The organism is Paenibacillus sp. JNUCC 34, assembly GCF_058269055.1.
Genome location: NZ_CM177770.1, coordinates 4,032,612 through 4,050,213 on the forward strand (window position 1 = coordinate 4,032,612; position 17,602 = coordinate 4,050,213).

Sequence of the window (17,602 nt, forward strand, 5' to 3'; positions counted from 1 at the left end):
TATTCAATATTTCACATACCTAAAGGTAGGTGTACGCTTTGAAAAAGTGGTTAAGTCCCGCACTGTTAGTCATTACATTCCTGCTGAGCGCAGCAGGACACTTCTTAGGTTGGAATTTTACGCTGCAATTCATTTTGTCGGCCGTCTCGGTTATTTTTGTCGCAGGATTTCTCGGAAAAGCAACAGAAAGCGTCGCTCACTATGCCGGACAGCGGCTCGGAGGTTTCCTGAATGCGACCTTCGGTAATGCTGCCGAACTCATCATCGCCATCCTTTTGGTAAGGCAAGGGCTATACGATATGGTAAAAGCCAGTATCACTGGTTCTATTATCGGCAACCTGCTGCTCGTTCTCGGACTCAGCCTATTTGCAGGCGGTCTGAAATTCAAAATCCAGAAATTCAACGTCACACTGGCCGGACTGAATGGTTCCCTAATGATATTAGGTATTATCGCGCTATTCATCCCCGCTGTATTTCTGAATACCCACTCTATTACGGAATCAGACACAAAATTTCTGAGCCTGATTGTGGCCGGTATTCTCATTGTCGCTTATCTCGCGTGGCTCCTGTTCTCCATGATCACACACAAAAGCTATTTAGCTGATGTCAGCGACAGTGGTGATCAAGAGCTTCCGAATGAACACGGTCCTACATGGTCCAAAGGACGCTCTATCACTTATCTTATCGTGGCCACCGTTATGGTCGCCTTTGTCAGTGAATGGCTTGTCGGGGTTCTGGAACCCGTCAGTCATGAATACGGGCTTAGTGAGCTGTTTGTCGGTGCATTCCTCGTAGCGATTATCGGTAACGCCGCAGAACATAGTGCAGCCATTATGCTCGCTATGAAGAATAAAATCGGTGCAGCCGTTGAAATTGCAGTCGGCAGCAGTCTCCAAATCGCCTTGTTTGTAGCCCCTGTCCTGGTTTTCATCAGCTTTTTTATGGGTAATACAATGGATATCGTATTTACGACCATCGAGCTCGTGGCGATTGGTGTGGCTGTCTTTATCGCTAAATCGATCACACAGGACGGCGCGACTAACTGGTACGAAGGGCTTATGCTTCTTGCAGTCTACGTCATCCTTGGTTTCTCTTTTTATCTCGTATAGAGCCCTGTTGTTTCGCTCGTTTTCAAATAAATAAAAGACGCGTCATACTGAGTCTTCCTCCGTATAACGCGTCTTTTGTATTTTAACCGCCTCAATTTAAAAAAACGCATGCCGACACTCCCTCGCGCGCATGCGTTTCTATGTATCGCCTGTACTGGACAGGCTATTCGGCTTGGTTCATGGCTTCATATAACAGAGCCAGATTACGTTCCAGCTTGCTGAGCAGTTGTTTCCCCGTCACTTCCGGAAGAAGCCCGGCACGGACAGCAAAATCAACTTCTCTTGAAAATCCGTACATTTGGGTATCCAGCACTTCCTCATAGAGAGGGCAGTAACGGGTTGCCAGATTCTCCATCTGCACTTCAATGAGCTTTTGAATTTTATCTGCATCTTCATGTAGAAGACTGATTGCTTTAAGGTGAAGCTGTTCTTGCAAATCAGATGAAGTCATGATCTTCCCCCCTATGTTAATATCACTGCACGGTTACTACATCTAATATTAGACGAAATCGCAAGTCAATACAAGGACCAGTTCAAAAGTACTCCTCAATGATATAAAAACATCCTTCCGTTTAGGGAAGGATGTTTTTCGCTGAATTTATTCAGCAACCACTTTTACATTCAAGCCATGTTTTGTAAATACGTCGATCATCGCTTTTTTTGCTTCGTCGGCATCAGAGCCGTGAACGTGTAGCTCATAGCTCTGGTGGCTCACCAATGTTGTGAACAAGCCCAGAATGCTCTTTACATCGATGTACTTGTTCTCAGCCTGCAAAACAATAGAAGATGAGAACTGGCCTGCTGTCTGAGAAATGTCTACAACGATTGCATTGTTATTGGACATACGAATCCCTCCGTAACTTTAAGATGTAAAGAAATGCAGTTTATTTCTCCTTCATGATACATTGAATCCGTTTTCTTATGCAACTATATTTCATTTTATTTCAGATTTTCAGGGTTTAGTCCCTCAAGTTCAGGAATCACGAACATACCATCTTTACGGATCAGCACGTCATCAAAATAGATTTCCCCACCGCCATATTCCGGACGTTGGATCAATACAAGATCCCAGTGGATGGAAGAACGGTTGCCGTTGTCCGTCACATCATAGGCTTGACCAGGTGTAAAATGAAGACTTCCAGCGATCTTCTCATCAAACAGAATATCTTTCATTGGTGTTAGAATATACGGGTTGAAACCGATCGCGAATTCACCGATATAACGGGCGCCTTCATCGGAATCCAGAATTTCGTTTATCCGGGCCGTATCACTGCTCGTTGCTTCTACAATTTTACCGTTCTCGAAACGGAATTTAATATTTTCAAAAGTGACTCCGTTATACAGCGTCGGAGAGTTGTAAGAAATCGTTCCATTAACAGAATCACGAACCGGCGCAGTGTACACTTCTCCATCAGGTATGTTCTTCTGGCCAGAGCATTTTTCAGCTCCAATCCCCTTAATCGAAAAGCTAAGGTCTGTTCCAGGACCAACAATACGGACCTTGTCGGTCTTTCTCATCAGTTCCGCCAAAGGATCCTGTGCACGATCCATCTTGGAGTAATCCAGGTTGCATACGTCGAAGTAGAAGTCTTCAAAGGCTTCTGTGCTAGTGTTAGCCAGCTGTGCCATGCTCGCATTCGGATAACGGAGAACTACCCATTTCGTGCGTTTCACACGCTCTTCACTATGTACAGGATGCGAGTACAGGGAGTTGTACAGCTTCATGTTCTCTTCCGGGACATCGGACAGATCGTTTACATTCTCTCCTGCACGGATGCCGATATAACAGTCCATCTGTTTCATCCGGTTCAAGTCCAGTTCAGCCCACAGTGTAAGCTGCTCTTTCGTAGCATTCTTCAGCATTGCACGCTGTACCGTTCTATCGGTCAGCTGGACAAAAGGATGACCTCCCTTTTTCCCAACTTCTTCGATAATGGCATTAAGCAGATCACGTTCTGAGCCGATCATCTCGATCAGCACGTTCTCACCTGGCTGCATATCTACCGAATAACCAACCAGGTTTTCGGCTAATTTCTGAATTCTTGGATCACGCATTCATATAACCTCCTTGAGCTGATTTGCCTGCTTGTTCTCAATTGAACAGCGGTAAATTCATTATTATATTGTATCACGGTAAAAGGTGTGACGTCAGCCGTCACCGGAAAATTATCGAAATTCCGAAAAGCTGATATCTGACATCATCGTTTCATCCTGCTTACGCACGGAAGGGCCTTTAAAAGAAATTTTACGCTCTGAGGACAGTTTTTGGGGCAGGTATGATTTCTTGTTTACTGTCAAATGAAAAACGGTGGAAACATCTGTATTTGAAACCAACCGGGTTAACTCCTGATTCTCCCTCTCCCACACAGCTTGAAGTCTCTCTCGTGCCTTAGCGTTATCTGAGTAGAGTACGTCGCCCTTTTGGTCCATACGATTGCGAAGTTGCTTCATTTGCCCGTTCAGCGCTTCACTTAGCATCTTCCGGGAAGCTTCAGGAGCCAGCTCAATCCGGAGTACTTTGGTACCACGCGCTGCACCATACTCCTCAGTTACTTTTTTGTCGGCTTCACCGATGTATCGAAGCTGTTCCAAGGGATTCAACCCTAACATCCAGTCACCATTCGAGTAGCCGGAGGCAAGAGGCCGCCAAGCTCCCTTCTCATATTTCATCTTCCCCTTCAAACCGTCCATGCTCATACTTCCAGCGGAATAGGTTGAGGCTGTAGACGAAGAAGGGGGCGATTTTGAAGTCGTTAGGGTGAGCAGGTTATGATTCTGAAGCTGACCTTCAAAAGCGACCGTCTGCTTAAAAATACCGCTGTCCACGTTTCGAATCGCCACATCTCCTTTAAACGTAAAATTATCCACTCCTTCCAACCCGGCAACTGCCCGATTAAAAGATTGTTCAGCAGAAAGCTGCTCCATTCCGCAGCCCTGTACACAGAGTGTCAAGCTCAGCCAAAACAGCATATTGCGAAAGCGTAAAATAGTTCTGTATCCTATCATCATGATCAGCCTTTCGTATATTCATCCCTCTTAGGCTAACCGTCCCTTTCCCATTTATACAAAAAAAAGCCCATCGGCATTTACAGCCGATAGGCTTCCTTTATTCCTCCGAAGTATCGGTTTTTTCAACCACAATCCGGTTTCGCCCGCCGTTCTTAGCTTCGTAAAGCGCCATATCCGCACGGTAAAAAAGAGATTCAACACTAATTCTGTCATGCATCCAGTTCCATTCTGATATGCCGCAGGAGACGGTCACTCTCGGCTCTGTCTCTTCCGCAACCCTTAAACGTATGCGCTCAGCCACCTGAAGTGCCTGCTCAATACCTAAGCCGGGAAGGTAAACCGCGAGTTCTTCCCCACCCCACCTGGCAGCAATGTCACTTTGCCGAATAGACGTTTTCACGATGCCGCTGACCTGCTTTAATATTTTATCGCCACGCTGGTGCCCAAAAGTATCGTTCACCTGCTTGAACTGGTCAATATCGACCACGATTAGCGAGCCACAAAAATCACGGCTCTGGCACTCATGTATAGCTTCATCGAGATAATGCCGGGCATAAAGCTCTGTCAGCATGTCCCGATTCGCCATCCGTCTTACCTCCGCATGTAGGGAAGCATTCCCTACCGCGAGCCCAATGTGGCTCGTTAACGCTTGAAGCAGACGGTAGTTATCATAAGAAAAATAATGTTTTTTTCTGTGGGTCAACAATATAACACCCTGTGTTTCCCCATTTACGGTCAGAGGTGTCGCGATAATTGAATTGGATCCAGTCGTTTCCATCAGCTTGGATACCGCAGGACGTTCTTCCATGTAATCCGCCAGGATCAGAGGCTCCTTTGAATGATATACCAACCCTCCCAGGCCATAATCTTTCTCGAACACTTCTTTAGCCAGCCACGGGGCATTGCACGACATGACCTCCAGTCCACTTAGCTCCTCGTTATAACCCAGAATACAGCAATACTCTGCGGCCAGTATTTTACGCAGTTCCTCATTGGCAAACTGATAAATGTCCGCCAATTGCAAACTTTTGTTCAGTTGCTGGGTCAGTTCGTTAATCATTCGCAGTTCGTGGATCATCAGGTTCGACTGCTCGTACAACTTGGCATTTTCGAAAGCCGTCCCTGCGGCATCCGCCATCATACCAAGCAGATCAAGATCCATATCCTCCATTTCCTCACGCTTGACCACAAGGTGAAGAACACCATAGACACCCTGCTTTCCCCCTACGGGAACACCGACTTCTAATAGTCCCTGCGGTTGGTCCCGATTCTCGCAAATCGTCAGGGCACCTTCCATAAAGGTTCGGACATACACTTTTTCTTGCCAATGGTGCAAAAGCAAAGGACGTATCAATGGATGGCTGCTCTGGTGATCCTGCGACATGAACAGCTTCACGTTCACGTTCGGATAAAGGTCAAGAACGCTGACCAGCATTTCCGTAAGTACCCCATCCACATTAATCTGGGCATGCATTCGCTTCACAACTTGAAACAGGACGGAACGTCTACGGGCTTCCCGCTCTGCTTGGCTATGAATTTTAGCCAAATCTTCTACAAATATAGATTCAAACCGGCGGTAAAAACAAGCGCGAAGCATTAACGCTGCCGCTTCTGTCATAAATTGAGCCTGTTCTTTCCCTATCTCTGCAGAAGAGACACTGATCAGTACGGCAAACAAATCACCGTGAGTTCTTGAAAACACAGGAGTCGCACATACAATTCTGCCGCCAAGACGGTCTTCACTGCTACCAGCCGCAGCCGCTCTTATCTCCAAGGCTCGATTTAAAGTACTGTCATCCCCGGCTGAGAAATATTCCTGCAGTATGGGATCCCCAACCAGCCACTCCCCAATCGGACTAATGACAGCCCAATCAGCCTTGGATACCATTTGGAGCCCGGCGCTCTCCATCATCCACTCTTCGAAACTCTCTTCTATTAACTGTTGAAGATAGGGAAAATCTGAAGGTGTTATATCCATCGTCTGGTGCCACACACAAGATTCCGTTTTAGGAATTCGCCCGGGACCGTTAAACATGGCCGTAGAAACGGGAGAGCTTTCAGAAACTTTCCGTTGTTCTTCTGACATAAAGGGCGCTCCTTTGCACCATTATAAAGGTCTATCTAAAGACCCAGTATTCCGGTTTAAATGCGCAAGCCTTCATCTAACCAAAGCCTGCACGACTGCGGCATAGTAATCCGCCGCTTTCCTTCTCACTGTTAAGCAGTACAGCGACATAGTATGTATTCTAAATTAAATCAATAATTTACTATTAATCTTATATTACTCTTTTCTACCCAATTTTGCATTATAATTTCGGAGTTTCATTCATATTTTTTAGGTCCATGGTCCTATCGACAATTTTAGACAAATGATAATGAAATCTTCAACTTGACTTTATATCACCATTTCATATAATATTTATTGTTGAACAAGAATGCAATGCATTCCAATTGAATTGGGCGGAACGTTGTGTCACCCTCACGATATTTGTTGCTGACAGGACAGCGGCTGAACTTTCCTGTCAGATCTGCCGGATACCGGCAGTAATAAACAAATACGGCGCAAATAGAGCCCTAAATGAAACTTAATTACAAAGGAGTCTATATTACATGGCACGTTACACCGGTCCTAAATTTAAATTAAGCCGTCGTGTGGGCATCTCCCTCAGCGGTACTGGCAAAGAATTGAAACGCCCTTTTCCTCCAGGACAACATGGTCCTAACCAACGGAGAAAAATGAGCAACTACGGAATGCAGCTTCAAGAAAAGCAAAAACTGCGCCATATGTATGGTTTGGGTGAGAAACAATTCCGCACCCTGTTCGATAAAGCAACAGGCATGAAAGGTATCGCCGGTGAGAACTTTATGTTCCTGCTTGAGAGCCGTCTGGACAACCTCGTTTATCGTCTTGGCTTCAGCAACTCCCGTGCAGGTGCCCGTCAGTTGGTTGCACATGGTCACGTAACTGTGAACGGCAAAAAAGTGGACATCGCTTCTTACGCTGTTAGCACAGGCGACGTAATCGGTCTTCGTGAAAGAAGCCGCAGCCTTTCTGCAATTAAAGATGCTTTGGCTAACCGCGTACATCTTCCTGCTTACCTCGAATTCGATGAAACTGCAATGGAAGGCAAGTACATCCGTCTGCCAGAACGTTCCGAATTGTCACAAGATATCGACGAGAAGCAAATCGTCGAATTCTACAACCGTTAAGATTGATTTACAAAACCCGGAGGTATTACTTCCGGGTTTTTCTCTGCAATAAGACAGATACACCGGGACTCTCTTCCAAAAATGATAGGAAGAGCTTCCTCAGGTGCACCTGTCTTTTTTATCAAACATACTTTTAAAGTTAGATCCGCTTCAGTTTTGCAAACTTCTGCTTACCAACCTGTTAGTTCTTCTCATTTCATTGTCTCTGCACATCCTCACGCGTTATCGGTTTACACCACATACACCACCTCCCGACTCTGTAAACATCTTTCCACCCTTCTACTGAGGTCTTACTTAGTTTTTTTCGTTATGCGCTTTACCATTATTTATGGTACAGCAATTCTAAAAAAATCAAATTTCCGTAAAATGGGAACGACAGGATGCGATATGATGATTCAAAACCGTCGATTTATGCTATAATAGGTGCGTTAAAAGGAGGAGTAACATTCATGGTTGAGGAGAAAAAACAGGAGCCTGAGAACAAGCGCCCTCCGAAAAGATCCATTGGACGAAAAATTGGATCGGTACTGGGCTGGCTCTTTGTGATTGGTTTGATGGGAACGCTGTTCATCGGGGGAACCGTCTTAGGATATGTAACCTCTATCGTTAAAGATGAACCCGTAAGATCAAGAGCTCTTATCGAACAAAAGATGGACGATAACGCCGTCACTGGCTTCGCCTACTTTGGGGATGGCTCCCCTATTGGACAGCTCCGGACAGAAGAAGACCGGCGACCCGTAAAACATGATGAAATTCCCCAAATTGTCATTGATGCGGTTGTATCCATAGAAGATAATCGTTTTTTCACACATAAAGGGGTAGACTTCATGGGCACTGCCCGTGCTGTAAAGCAGCGGCTCCTGAATGAGCCTGTTCAGACAGGCGGCAGTACACTTACACAGCAGCTCGCAAGGCAAGCCTTTTTAAGCCGCGACAAGACAAGTGACCGGAAAGTGAAAGAAATTTTACTGTCATTCCGCCTGGAACGTTTTTTAAGCAAGGAACAAATCATAACGGCCTACTTAAACAAAGTACCTTACGGGAACGGTTCAAACGGCTATAATGTGTTCGGAATCAAAGCAGCGGCTAAAGGAATTTTTAACATTAGTGACCTTAACAAACTCAACCTTGCGCAGGCTGCCTATTTAGCAGGTCTTCCCCAGCTCCCTTCCGCTTATTCGGCTTTCAACGGTATAGGGGAGTTTGATGAGAAGTCATTTAAACGTGCTATGAAACGACAAGGGCTTGTGCTTGATCGTATGCTGCAGGAAGGTAAAATCACTCCGGCCGAGCATAAAGAAGCAAAAGCTTTCGACATTGAGAAATCTCTTGCTCCACGTACCCAAAAGGCATATGTTACCTACCCATATCTGATGATGGAGGTTGAACGCCAAGCTTCTAAAATTATTATGGAGCTAAACAATCCGGAAGTCGATGGGGAACAAACGAAAGAAAACGGCTCTTTGATGGATGAGGCACGGTCTGAGCTGAGCACCGGTGGTTATCGAATATACACGACCATAGACCGCACGATTTATGGTGCGATGCGAAAGATTGCGGAAGATGACAGCAACTTCTTCCCCGACAGTGAAACCAAAGGTAAAGAACAAACGGCTGCAATGATGATCGACAACAAGACCGGCGCCATCCTTGGTATGATCGAGGGCCGGGATTTTAAAACAGAAGAGATGAACTACGCTACCCAGATGGTCCGTCAGCCGGGATCAGCCATGAAACCGATTGCCGCTTTCTTGCCTGCACTTGATTCAGGCAAGGTTCAGCCAGGCAGCATTGTGGATGACTCTCCGGTTATTTTGAAGGATGGTTCGAAAGGGTATCACATCCCGAAAAACGTAAACTGGCGCTATAAGGGCCTTATGACCGCGCGCGAAGCGCTGAACAACTCAACGAATACCGTTGCGCTGAATCTGTTCAACAATGTCATCGGCATTGAGAATGCCTTGGGCTTCGCTAAAAAGCTCGGTATTACCACCCTCGTGGAAAAGGACTATGCCGCAGGTACCGGTGTTATAGGCGGACTTACTCACGGCACGTCTGTTGAGGAGTTGACTAATGCCTACAGCTCGATCGGCAATCAGGGTAAATTTGCCGATGCCTATATGATTGAGAAAATTGTGGATTCAAATGGAAAAATTGTATATAAACATGAAACAGAACCCGTGCAGGTATTTTCGAGTCAGTCCGCTTACCTGATGACCGATATGATGCGTACCGTTATAACCAACGGATCAGGCAGCACCGTGCGGGACAACTATAAGCACTTCAATAAAGTACCGATAGTCGGTAAGACAGGTTCAAGCCAAGACTATGGAGATAGCTGGTTCTTGGGCTACTCTCCCGACATTACTTTAGGTGTGTGGGTTGGGTATAAGCATTCTGTAAATACGCTGGATAAACCTCAACGAACCCATGCACAAAGCATCTGGACCAAGGTCATGAATGAAGCGATCAATCTCAAACCTGACCTGTTCCCAACAAAAGAGTTTAAAAAGCCTGAAGGTATCGTGTCCAAAACTGTATCTGCATATAGTGGAAAGCTACCAACTGAGCTGACTGACAAGTTTGTTACGGACCTGTTTAATGCAAAGTTTGTACCTACAGAAAGAGACGACAGTCTGGCTAAAGCCAAATATATTACTTATAAAGGCGCTAATTATATTCCTAGAGATGGAACGCCTGAAGATTTTCTCAAAGAGCAGATCGTCATAAAACGGGAAAAGCCGATCGATGAACTGATCAAGGAGCTTGAAGCTGCTTTCGCTGTCATGCGTGGAGGTCATGAGTCGTTGCAATTCTACATTCCTGAGGATGCCAACAAAGGCATGCCGACTAAGGTCGACCCGAGAGTGGATGATGGAAAAGCACCAACTCCTCCGAAAAACTTGAACTACTCCAACGGTGTTATCACCTTTTCGCCAAGTGGATCACCTGATGTTGTTGGTTACAGACTGTATCGTTCCGTGAATGGCGGTCCGTTTGTGAACCAAGGTCAAGTTGTTATGGCAGATGGTACGAAACAATTTACGACTTCTGGGGGTGCAAACACGTCCTACTACATTGTTGCAGTAGACGTTGCAGGGAAAACCTCTGAGCCAAGTGCAGCCGTCGGAAGAGCTGCCGTCCCTGATCCAGATCCAATACCAGATCCGGGCAATGAAACTAACGGCAGTACACCAGATGAAGGAACGGAAAAAGTTCCTGACACTAATCCTCAGGGACCAACCTCTATGCCTAAACAGCCGGGACAGCCAACGATCCAGGCTACATCTGAAGGATTCCGGGCAACTTGGAGCGCTAACCCTCCTGAGGATGGAGTAACCTTGTATAACGTCTATTACAGTCCTAACAATGACGGGATCTATCAAATAATCGGAACAAGTCAAACGAACGAGTTCCACTCCAGTAATAGTTCCCCGATCAGCGGGACGTTCCGGATTACAGCTGTAAATGCAGTTGGAGAATCTTCAGCTTCACCTACTGTATTTTTCGAAAAAAATTAAACCAATCTATACAATAAGAGCCACCCCTATAGCAGAAATATCTGCTCATAGGGGTGGCCCTTGTTTTCTTGTTCAACGAAGTCTTAAGAAAAACGCGAGATAAGGATGTGCTTTACTCCGATATTTACACTTTCTTATCGTTTGAAAAAATAAAGAGCAGTCTCTTGAGTCTTGCGAGACTCTAACAGACTGCTCTTTCACTTAAGTAATTAATCCTCAATCGTCGACAGATCGCCTGTTGGCAGATCTAGCTCCCATGCCTTCAGAACACGGCGCATGATTTTACCGGAACGAGTCTTTGGCAATTTATCTTTAAATTCGATTTCCCGCGGGGCAGCATGCGCTGACAATCCTTCCTTCACAAAGCGGTAAATCTCGTCCTTGAGCTCCTGTGTAGGCTCATAGCCTTCACGAAGCGAGATAAAGGCCTTGATGATCTCGCCTCTTGTTACGTCAGGCTTACCGATAACACCTGCTTCTGCGACCGCAGGGTGCTCTACCAGCTTGCTCTCCACCTCAAAAGGCCCGATCCGCTCACCGGAAGAATTAATGACATCATCAATCCGGCCTTGGAACCAGAAATATCCCTCTTCGTCCATGTAAGCAGAATCACCGGAAACGTACCAGCCCGGAATTCTGAAATATTCCTCATATTTAGCAGGATTGTTCCAGACCTGTCTCATCATGGACGGCCATGTTGTTTTGATTGCGAGGTTGCCCATCGTGTATGGCGCCACCTCTCGTCCTTGATCATCGAGAATGGCTGCGGTTATACCCGGCAGCGGCCGGCCCATGGATCCAGGCTTAATCGCCATACCCGGATAGTTACAAATCAATTGTCCTCCAGTCTCCGTCATCCACCATGTATCATGAATACGCTGCTTGTAAGCTTTATAGCCCCAGCGCACCACCTCAGGGTTCAGAGGCTCTCCTACAGACATAACATGACGCAGATTGCTCAGGTCGTATTGGGAGATCAGATCAGAGCCTGCACCCATCAGCATGCGAAATGCGGTGGGAGCACTGTACCATATCGTTACCTTATACTTCGCAAGCGTTCCATACCAGTCCTGTGGACTGAAACGACCTCCTCGTACAACATTCGTCGCCCCATTGAGCCAAGGCGAAAAAATACCGTAAGATGTTCCGGTAACCCAGCCCGGGTCCGCAGTACACCAGTAAATATCATCTTCTCGCAGATCCAGAACAACCTTACCTGTGTAGTAGTGTTGAATCATAGCATTCTGCACATGATACACACCTTTAGGTCTGCCCGTCGAACCGGATGTATAATGCATGATCAATCCGTCTTCCCGATCCAGCCATTCGATCTCCAGATCAGACGAAGCACCTTCCATTTCACTGAAAAAATCAGTAATTCCCTCGTCCTCCTGCGTATTCTCGCCGACAACGAATATATGCTTCAATTCCGGCAGCTCATCTCGTTTCACACGAGACAACAGAGCAGGGGTCGTAACGAGTGCTACGGCACCGCTATCCTCCAGCCGGTCCTTAACAGCTGTTTCCATGAACGCTTCGAACAATGGGCCAACCACAGCCCCTACCTTCAAAATACCAAGCAAGCTGACATAAAGCTCAGGACAGCGAGGCATAAAGATGAAAACTCGCTCGCCTTTTCCTATTCCGTATTTACGGAGAATATTTCCGAATTTATCGGACTGCTCCTTCAATTGGGCGAAGGTGATGACTTCATCGCGCGATGCGTCACTATACAGCAGCGCCGTTTTCTCTCCCCGTCCTTCGGCTACATGCCGGTCAATTGCTTCATAAGCCATGTTGACTTTCCCTGTCTCATACCAAGTGAAATGGCGTTCGATCTCATCCCAGGAAAACTGGGCGACCGATTGCTCGTATTTGTTCATGTTCGAAACAGATACTTCACTAGGCAGTACTTCGCTATGCGTTTGATTCATAATTGCATCCTCCTCATTCTTAAATCGTTCCCCTACTTGTGGGCGCTTACAAATGATATGAATGTAACAATAGAATTCACAAACGGCAGGTCATCTTGAGGCTCAAATCATCGTGCATTGACCTAAGATTTTCGAGAGGAAACTCGAAAGTCAATGATATAATTGTGAAGGTTTTATGTCGAAGTGATTATATCATAGGTTAGGAATTCCTGTCATTGCTTTTCATTTTTTTATTTTTTTGCTATAAGTAGGTTATGTACTTGAAAGGAGCGTACCCGGATGGAACACTGCAAGCTGTATAAGTCTCACCTCTTGTTTCCTGAAGACCGCCGCCTGATTATTGAAGGCCCCGTACCGCCCCAGCGTATCTCAGAGCTGACGATGCACCCTGATCTTAATGCCTTTCGCCGTCCTGTAGAACAGCATGAAGCGCTGGTTGAAATAGCAGATCTACCCGAAGGAAGAATAATCATTACCCGTGACGGAGAAACCATTGTCGGATATGTAACCTTTCACTATCCTGATGAACAAGAGCGATGGTCCCAAGGAAAAATGGAAGATTTGATCGAGCTTGGAGCCATTGAAGTAGCGAATGATTACCGTTCATTAGGACTAGGCCAAAAAATGATTCAGACTGCTTTTGAAGACGGACAAATGGAGCAGTATATCGTATTTACAACTGAATATTACTGGCATTGGGATCTCAAAGGAAGCGGCTTGAACGTATGGGATTACCGCAAAATGATGGAACGACTTATGAAAGTCGTAGAGATGGAATGGTATGCTACCGATGATCCGGAAATTTGCTCCCATCCGGCGAACTGCCTCATGGTGAAGATTGGTAAACAGGTACCTCTTTCTTCGCAAGAACAGTTTGACCGAATACGATTCCAGCAACGGTTTATGTATTGATTATATTTAGATATACTTAGTTGAAACGGCGCAGCCGTCCTTTTATGGATGGCTGCGCCGTTTCAACATGAATATACGAAATGTAAGTTAGGACCAAGTTTAATAACATGGAAATCTATTTTACAGATGATCTAATATATGACTAACAATAGAATGAGATCGCTGGGAAGCTTTAACGGTGAATTCTGCAAAATTAACATGTGCGGATCCGTCCGCTTTATCCGACATGGAACGAATAACGACGTAAGGCACACCATTCATATGGCAGACCTGAGCAACAGCAGATCCCTCCATCTCCGCACAGGCGCCGTTCAGCTGCTCATAAAGCGTTTGTACGGTGTCTCTGCTGGCGATAAATTGATCCCCAGACAATACCTTGCCCACAAGGTAACCTTCCGCTGCGAGCTCCTTACAAGCGGTCTCAGCGAGGCTGATCAGGTGCTCATCTGCCGGAAAATCAGAAATGCTCTGGTACGGTATCACACCCCGTTCATAACCAAGAGGCGACACATCCATATCATGCTGCATGCAGGAAGAAGAAATGACTATATCCCCAATGTTCAATCTGGGATCAAGCGCGCCCGCCACACCCGTAAACAACACTTGGGATACACCGAAATAATCGATCAATATTTGAGTCGTCACTGCGGCATTTACCTTACCTACACCTGACTTGCATACCACTACTTTTCTCCCTTGCAATGTGCCTGATACGTAATTCACCCCTGCTTTCGACACTTTTTCGCTGCTATCCATCTGAGCCAAAAGCAGCTCAATCTCTTCGTCCATCGCACCAATCAGGCCAATTATAGAAGTTGTCATGATTCTTTATGCCCCTCCATTCTTTCGTATACCAGTATATACGCACTCTAATTACCAGGACGTAAGCCGTACAAAGACTTTAAATTTCAAACACTAGAAAAAAGCTCCCTGAAGGAGCTTTTTTTCAACAAATATACAGTTGTATGTTAAACATGAACAACTACTCGTTTACATGGCTAACGGAAAGACGAAGAATCGTCTCATGCGGCAAAATAACACGAGAATTTTCTACGTTCTCTTTCTTCATCAGTTTAGTAAGCAAGCGCATTGCTACGGCTCCCAAATCGTACATCGGTTGGGCAACTGTCGTCAGCTGCGGACGAACCATGGATGCCATGCGAATATTGTCGACACTGATGATCGAGAAATCATCCGGAACTTTATAACCTTCATCCTGAATGCTATGAATCGCTCCGATGGCCATTTCATCCGTTGCCGCAAAAATAGCCGTCGGTTTCTTCTTCAGACCCAAGAAATACTTCATAGCTTCTACACCGGATTCATAACGATAATTACCGATACGCACGAGATCTTCTTGATACTCAATACCAGCTGCCTCAAGCGCCTTCTTGTAACCGTGAAAACGGGAATAACCGTTAGCCGGATCCTGTAGAGTGCCGCTGATCATTGCAATCTCGCGGTGCCCATGCCGAATCAGAGTATTCACTGCATCAAAAGCAGCTTGCTCATGATCGATGTCAACCGAAGGGTATGAGCCTTTCTCATCACGAGTTGCACAGAGAACAATCGGCACTGCCGAGGTCTGGAATGCCTGGATGTGCTCGTCCGTCACAGTTCCGCCCATGAACAGGAGCCCGTCCACCTGCTTCTCAAGCAACGTATTAATAACACGAATTTCTTTTTCCTTCCGCTTATCGGCGTTACACAAAATGATATTGTAATGGTACATGTTGGCGATATCTTCGATACCCCGAGCAATTTCAGCAAAAATAGAGTTCGAAATGTCTGGGATTACAACGCCGACAGTTGTTGTCTTCTTGCTGGCCAGACCTCTGGCTACCGCATTAGGACGATATCCCAAACGCTCTATTGCTTCATATACTTTCTTCCGGGTTTGAGGCTTAACGTTGGGGTTATTGTTGACAACCCGCGATACCGTCGCCATCGAAACGCCTGCTTCACGCGCCACATCGTAAATGGTTACCGTCAAATTCCTTCTCTCCATTGCCAATAAATTTTCTTTCATTCAAACATACGTTCAAAAGCCAATTAAATTTATGATACGACAAATTACTGCTTTGTGCAATGACACAGCCTTACAGGCTGTCCAGTTTGCCTCTCAGCGCTTCAGCCGTAATATGGGAATGGGATGTATGCCAGACCGGCGCTCCTTGGCTTATAACAATAACTTGCGGCGATTCATGCTTAACGCTTAAAACGTCCGCGGCTTCATTCGAAACCGGGCGATCAGCTACCACATCAATCATAGCGTAGTCTACCTTTTCGTTCGGATGATTCTGCAAATAAGCAGTCACTTCCTCGTAAGCTCTGGCGCTAATAGGACATCGTGTGCTGTGCTTGAACAGTAGCAGCGCCTTCTGGTGAGATGATTCCAGCGCAGTACGCAATTGTTCGTTTGTAGTCATTTTGGTCATAGTCGCCATAGGATATACATTCCCTTCATTATATTGAAGTTCCTAACCTATATCCTAACAAAATGTTCGTGAAAAATCCAACAACCTCGACAAAATATGTCGATTAACTTGCACAAAAATCTGAATTTTCCATTTTAAGCTGTAAAAAATCATTCAACTTCTTAAGACGAGTCATAATTTCACTCATCCATACCGAGTCATCCTTCATTTTAGCAAAGCGGTAAATATCAAGAAGCAAATTGATGCGCTCTTCAAACGCAGCCTTGTAAAGTTGCTGAAATTCCTGAAGTGAATCACCGGATGACGACAATACTTCTCGTACCACAAATGCAGGTTCGTAAATATCAGCAAATGAAACCCGGGTTTGACTATTTACTTCTCCCAACGAGTTTATGTAATGCAGCAAATCCGGCTTTACCAGAGGCATGAGTTCATATGTTGAACAATTCTGACAAGCATAAACAGGGACATGACAGATGCATGCCTTTCGTGCATATACTAACTTTCTCAGTTCCATTCTCATAATTTGTCCGCAGTTGCAAAGCTTCAACAAATGGGCCACCTCAAGTCCTATAACATAGTGTCTAGTAAATCTGAATTCTGGATCTTTCAATCGATTACAACAAAATATTACTGTTCGATATGAATAGTCCTATACGCTATCATATCAGAGATTCCTTCAAATTTGTGATGATGCTTTTATTACCATTTATGTATCTAAATGTTTTAAATGTGGCGAAAGAATGAATCCTCGCAAACTTTTTGTTACAATAAACTTATTCGGCAGCGGGATTATACTAGATTTACTAGATCATGCCGGGATTTGTTCACCGAAAGGAGCTCTGTACCTATGAGACTAACTGGTAAAAAAGTAATTGCTCTTGTTGACGAAGAGTTTGAGGATTTGGAATTATGGTATCCCGTTTACCGGGTTCGTGAGGAAGGGGCCGAAGTTCATCTGGCCGGGCTGGAGAAAGGGAAAACTTATATCGGCAAATACGGTGTTCCAGCCACTGCAGAATATTCGTTTGATGAACTTGACAGCAAAGATTACGACGGAATTCTCGTACCGGGTGGATGGGCGCCCGATAAGCTTCGCCGTTATGACAAAGTGCTTCAATTCATACGTGAAATGCATGAGGATAAAAAGCCTATTGGGCAAATATGTCATGCAGGATGGGTACTGATTTCAGCCAAAATTTTAAACGGCGTCACCGTCACTTCCACACCCGGAATCCGTGATGACATGGAAAACGGTGGAGCTGTCTGGATAGATGAAGCGGTAGTCACTGACGGGCACATCATTTCTGCACGGCGTCCACCGGATCTTCCACCTTACGGCAAAGCGTTTTGTGATGCACTCGCTAGCGAGCGCGAAGCATAAACGATAGTTACAACATGCTATAGGTTTCTTATATCTTTACACAAAAAAGCCGTCTACGACTGAGGTGAATCTCATCCGTGACGGC

At 45.5% G+C, this 17,602-nt stretch carries 15 protein-coding genes; 5 read left to right on the plus strand and 10 right to left on the minus strand.

The window, feature by feature from the left end; all coding sequences use genetic code 11:
- Positions 1 to 38 precede the first annotated feature (38 nt).
- Positions 39 to 1,109 carry a calcium/proton exchanger gene (gene cax / locus AC2TF5_RS18940; RefSeq protein ID WP_491298724.1) on the plus strand — a complete coding sequence of 357 codons (1,071 nt, stop codon included), beginning with the start codon at positions 39 to 41 and terminating at the stop codon, positions 1,107 to 1,109.
- A gap of 163 nt (positions 1,110 to 1,272) precedes the next feature.
- Here the strand turns inward: cax and AC2TF5_RS18945 are convergent, their stop codons facing one another.
- From AC2TF5_RS18945 to AC2TF5_RS18965, 5 genes are all read right to left on the minus strand, one after another.
- Positions 1,273 to 1,560 (minus strand): Fpa/YlaN family protein, encoded by a 288-nt coding sequence (locus AC2TF5_RS18945; protein WP_208914826.1) that lies wholly within the window; start codon positions 1,558 to 1,560, stop codon positions 1,273 to 1,275.
- A gap of 147 nt (positions 1,561 to 1,707) precedes the next feature.
- Positions 1,708 to 1,953: an HPr family phosphocarrier protein gene (locus AC2TF5_RS18950; protein WP_491298725.1), complete on the minus strand. Its 246-nt coding sequence runs from the start codon at positions 1,951 to 1,953 to the stop codon at positions 1,708 to 1,710.
- Positions 1,954 to 2,048: 95 nt separating this feature from the next.
- Complete coding sequence (locus AC2TF5_RS18955; RefSeq protein ID WP_491298726.1) at positions 2,049 to 3,164, minus strand: aminopeptidase; 1,116 nt, start codon at positions 3,162 to 3,164, stop codon at positions 2,049 to 2,051.
- 111 nt (positions 3,165 to 3,275) lie between these two features.
- Positions 3,276 to 4,118, minus strand: a complete 843-nt coding sequence (locus AC2TF5_RS18960) for a hypothetical protein (RefSeq protein ID WP_491298727.1) — start codon at positions 4,116 to 4,118, stop codon at positions 3,276 to 3,278.
- A 97-nt stretch (positions 4,119 to 4,215) separates the two neighbouring features.
- On the minus strand, positions 4,216 to 6,204 hold the full coding sequence (locus AC2TF5_RS18965) for a sensor domain-containing diguanylate cyclase (protein ID WP_491298728.1): 1,989 nt from the start codon (positions 6,202 to 6,204) through the stop codon (positions 4,216 to 4,218).
- 524 nt (positions 6,205 to 6,728) lie between these two features.
- Here AC2TF5_RS18965 and rpsD point away from each other — a divergent pair.
- Positions 6,729 to 7,328: a 30S ribosomal protein S4 gene (gene rpsD / locus AC2TF5_RS18970; protein ID WP_491298729.1), complete on the plus strand. Its 600-nt coding sequence runs from the start codon at positions 6,729 to 6,731 to the stop codon at positions 7,326 to 7,328.
- Positions 7,329 to 7,777: 449 nt separating this feature from the next.
- A complete protein-coding gene (locus tag AC2TF5_RS18975) occupies positions 7,778 to 10,849 on the plus strand; it encodes a transglycosylase domain-containing protein (protein ID WP_491298730.1) in 3,072 nt (1,023 codons plus the stop codon).
- Positions 10,850 to 11,058: 209 nt separating this feature from the next.
- Here AC2TF5_RS18975 and acsA read toward each other — a convergent pair whose 3' ends face one another.
- Entirely contained in the window at positions 11,059 to 12,783 is a 1,725-nt protein-coding gene (gene acsA, locus AC2TF5_RS18980) for an acetate--CoA ligase (protein ID WP_491298731.1), read from the minus strand.
- 279 nt (positions 12,784 to 13,062) lie between these two features.
- Here acsA and AC2TF5_RS18985 point away from each other — a divergent pair, with 279 nt between their 5' ends.
- Complete coding sequence (locus tag AC2TF5_RS18985) at positions 13,063 to 13,695, plus strand: GNAT family N-acetyltransferase (protein WP_491298732.1); 633 nt, start codon at positions 13,063 to 13,065, stop codon at positions 13,693 to 13,695.
- A 120-nt stretch (positions 13,696 to 13,815) separates the two neighbouring features.
- Here the strand turns inward: AC2TF5_RS18985 and AC2TF5_RS18990 are convergent, their stop codons facing one another.
- The 4 genes from AC2TF5_RS18990 to AC2TF5_RS19005 form a co-directional block, all read right to left on the minus strand.
- The gene (locus AC2TF5_RS18990; protein WP_491298733.1) at positions 13,816 to 14,517 is read right to left on the minus strand and encodes a 5'-methylthioadenosine/adenosylhomocysteine nucleosidase; all 702 of its coding nucleotides are present in this window, start codon (positions 14,515 to 14,517) and stop codon (positions 13,816 to 13,818) included.
- A 160-nt stretch (positions 14,518 to 14,677) separates the two neighbouring features.
- Positions 14,678 to 15,688: a catabolite control protein A gene (gene ccpA, locus AC2TF5_RS18995; protein ID WP_491298734.1), complete on the minus strand. Its 1,011-nt coding sequence runs from the start codon at positions 15,686 to 15,688 to the stop codon at positions 14,678 to 14,680.
- A 106-nt stretch (positions 15,689 to 15,794) separates the two neighbouring features.
- Positions 15,795 to 16,142 (minus strand): bacillithiol system redox-active protein YtxJ, encoded by a 348-nt coding sequence (gene ytxJ, locus AC2TF5_RS19000; protein WP_491298735.1) that lies wholly within the window; start codon positions 16,140 to 16,142, stop codon positions 15,795 to 15,797.
- Between the two features lie 94 nt (positions 16,143 to 16,236).
- Positions 16,237 to 16,683 carry a hypothetical protein gene (locus AC2TF5_RS19005; RefSeq protein WP_491298736.1) on the minus strand — a complete coding sequence of 149 codons (447 nt, stop codon included), beginning with the start codon at positions 16,681 to 16,683 and terminating at the stop codon, positions 16,237 to 16,239.
- 300 nt (positions 16,684 to 16,983) lie between these two features.
- Here AC2TF5_RS19005 and AC2TF5_RS19010 point away from each other — a divergent pair, with 300 nt between their 5' ends.
- Positions 16,984 to 17,517, plus strand: a complete 534-nt coding sequence (locus AC2TF5_RS19010; protein ID WP_491298737.1) for a type 1 glutamine amidotransferase domain-containing protein — start codon at positions 16,984 to 16,986, stop codon at positions 17,515 to 17,517.
- Positions 17,518 to 17,602 lie beyond the last annotated feature (85 nt).

Excerpts from the sequence above, each read along its gene's own strand:
- AC2TF5_RS18960 (WP_491298727.1), bottom strand. The coding sequence starts at position 4,118 with ATGATGATAGGATACAGAACTATTTTACGCTTTCGCAATATGCTGTTT.
- AC2TF5_RS18965 (WP_491298728.1), bottom strand. The coding sequence starts at position 6,204 with ATGTCAGAAGAACAACGGAAAGTTTCTGAAAGCTCTCCCGTTTCTACG.
- rpsD (WP_491298729.1), top strand. The coding sequence starts at position 6,729 with ATGGCACGTTACACCGGTCCTAAATTTAAATTAAGCCGTCGTGTGGGC.
- AC2TF5_RS18985 (WP_491298732.1), top strand. The coding sequence starts at position 13,063 with ATGGAACACTGCAAGCTGTATAAGTCTCACCTCTTGTTTCCTGAAGAC.
- AC2TF5_RS18990 (WP_491298733.1), bottom strand. The coding sequence starts at position 14,517 with ATGACAACTTCTATAATTGGCCTGATTGGTGCGATGGACGAAGAGATT.
- AC2TF5_RS18975 (WP_491298730.1), top strand. The coding sequence starts at position 7,778 with ATGGTTGAGGAGAAAAAACAGGAGCCTGAGAACAAGCGCCCTCCGAAA.
- ytxJ (WP_491298735.1), bottom strand. The coding sequence starts at position 16,142 with ATGGCGACTATGACCAAAATGACTACAAACGAACAATTGCGTACTGCG.
- AC2TF5_RS18950 (WP_491298725.1), bottom strand. The coding sequence starts at position 1,953 with ATGTCCAATAACAATGCAATCGTTGTAGACATTTCTCAGACAGCAGGC.
- AC2TF5_RS18945 (WP_208914826.1), bottom strand. The coding sequence starts at position 1,560 with ATGACTTCATCTGATTTGCAAGAACAGCTTCACCTTAAAGCAATCAGT.
- AC2TF5_RS18955 (WP_491298726.1), bottom strand. The coding sequence starts at position 3,164 with ATGCGTGATCCAAGAATTCAGAAATTAGCCGAAAACCTGGTTGGTTAT.
- AC2TF5_RS19010 (WP_491298737.1), top strand. The coding sequence starts at position 16,984 with ATGAGACTAACTGGTAAAAAAGTAATTGCTCTTGTTGACGAAGAGTTT.
- acsA (WP_491298731.1), bottom strand. The coding sequence starts at position 12,783 with ATGAATCAAACGCATAGCGAAGTACTGCCTAGTGAAGTATCTGTTTCG.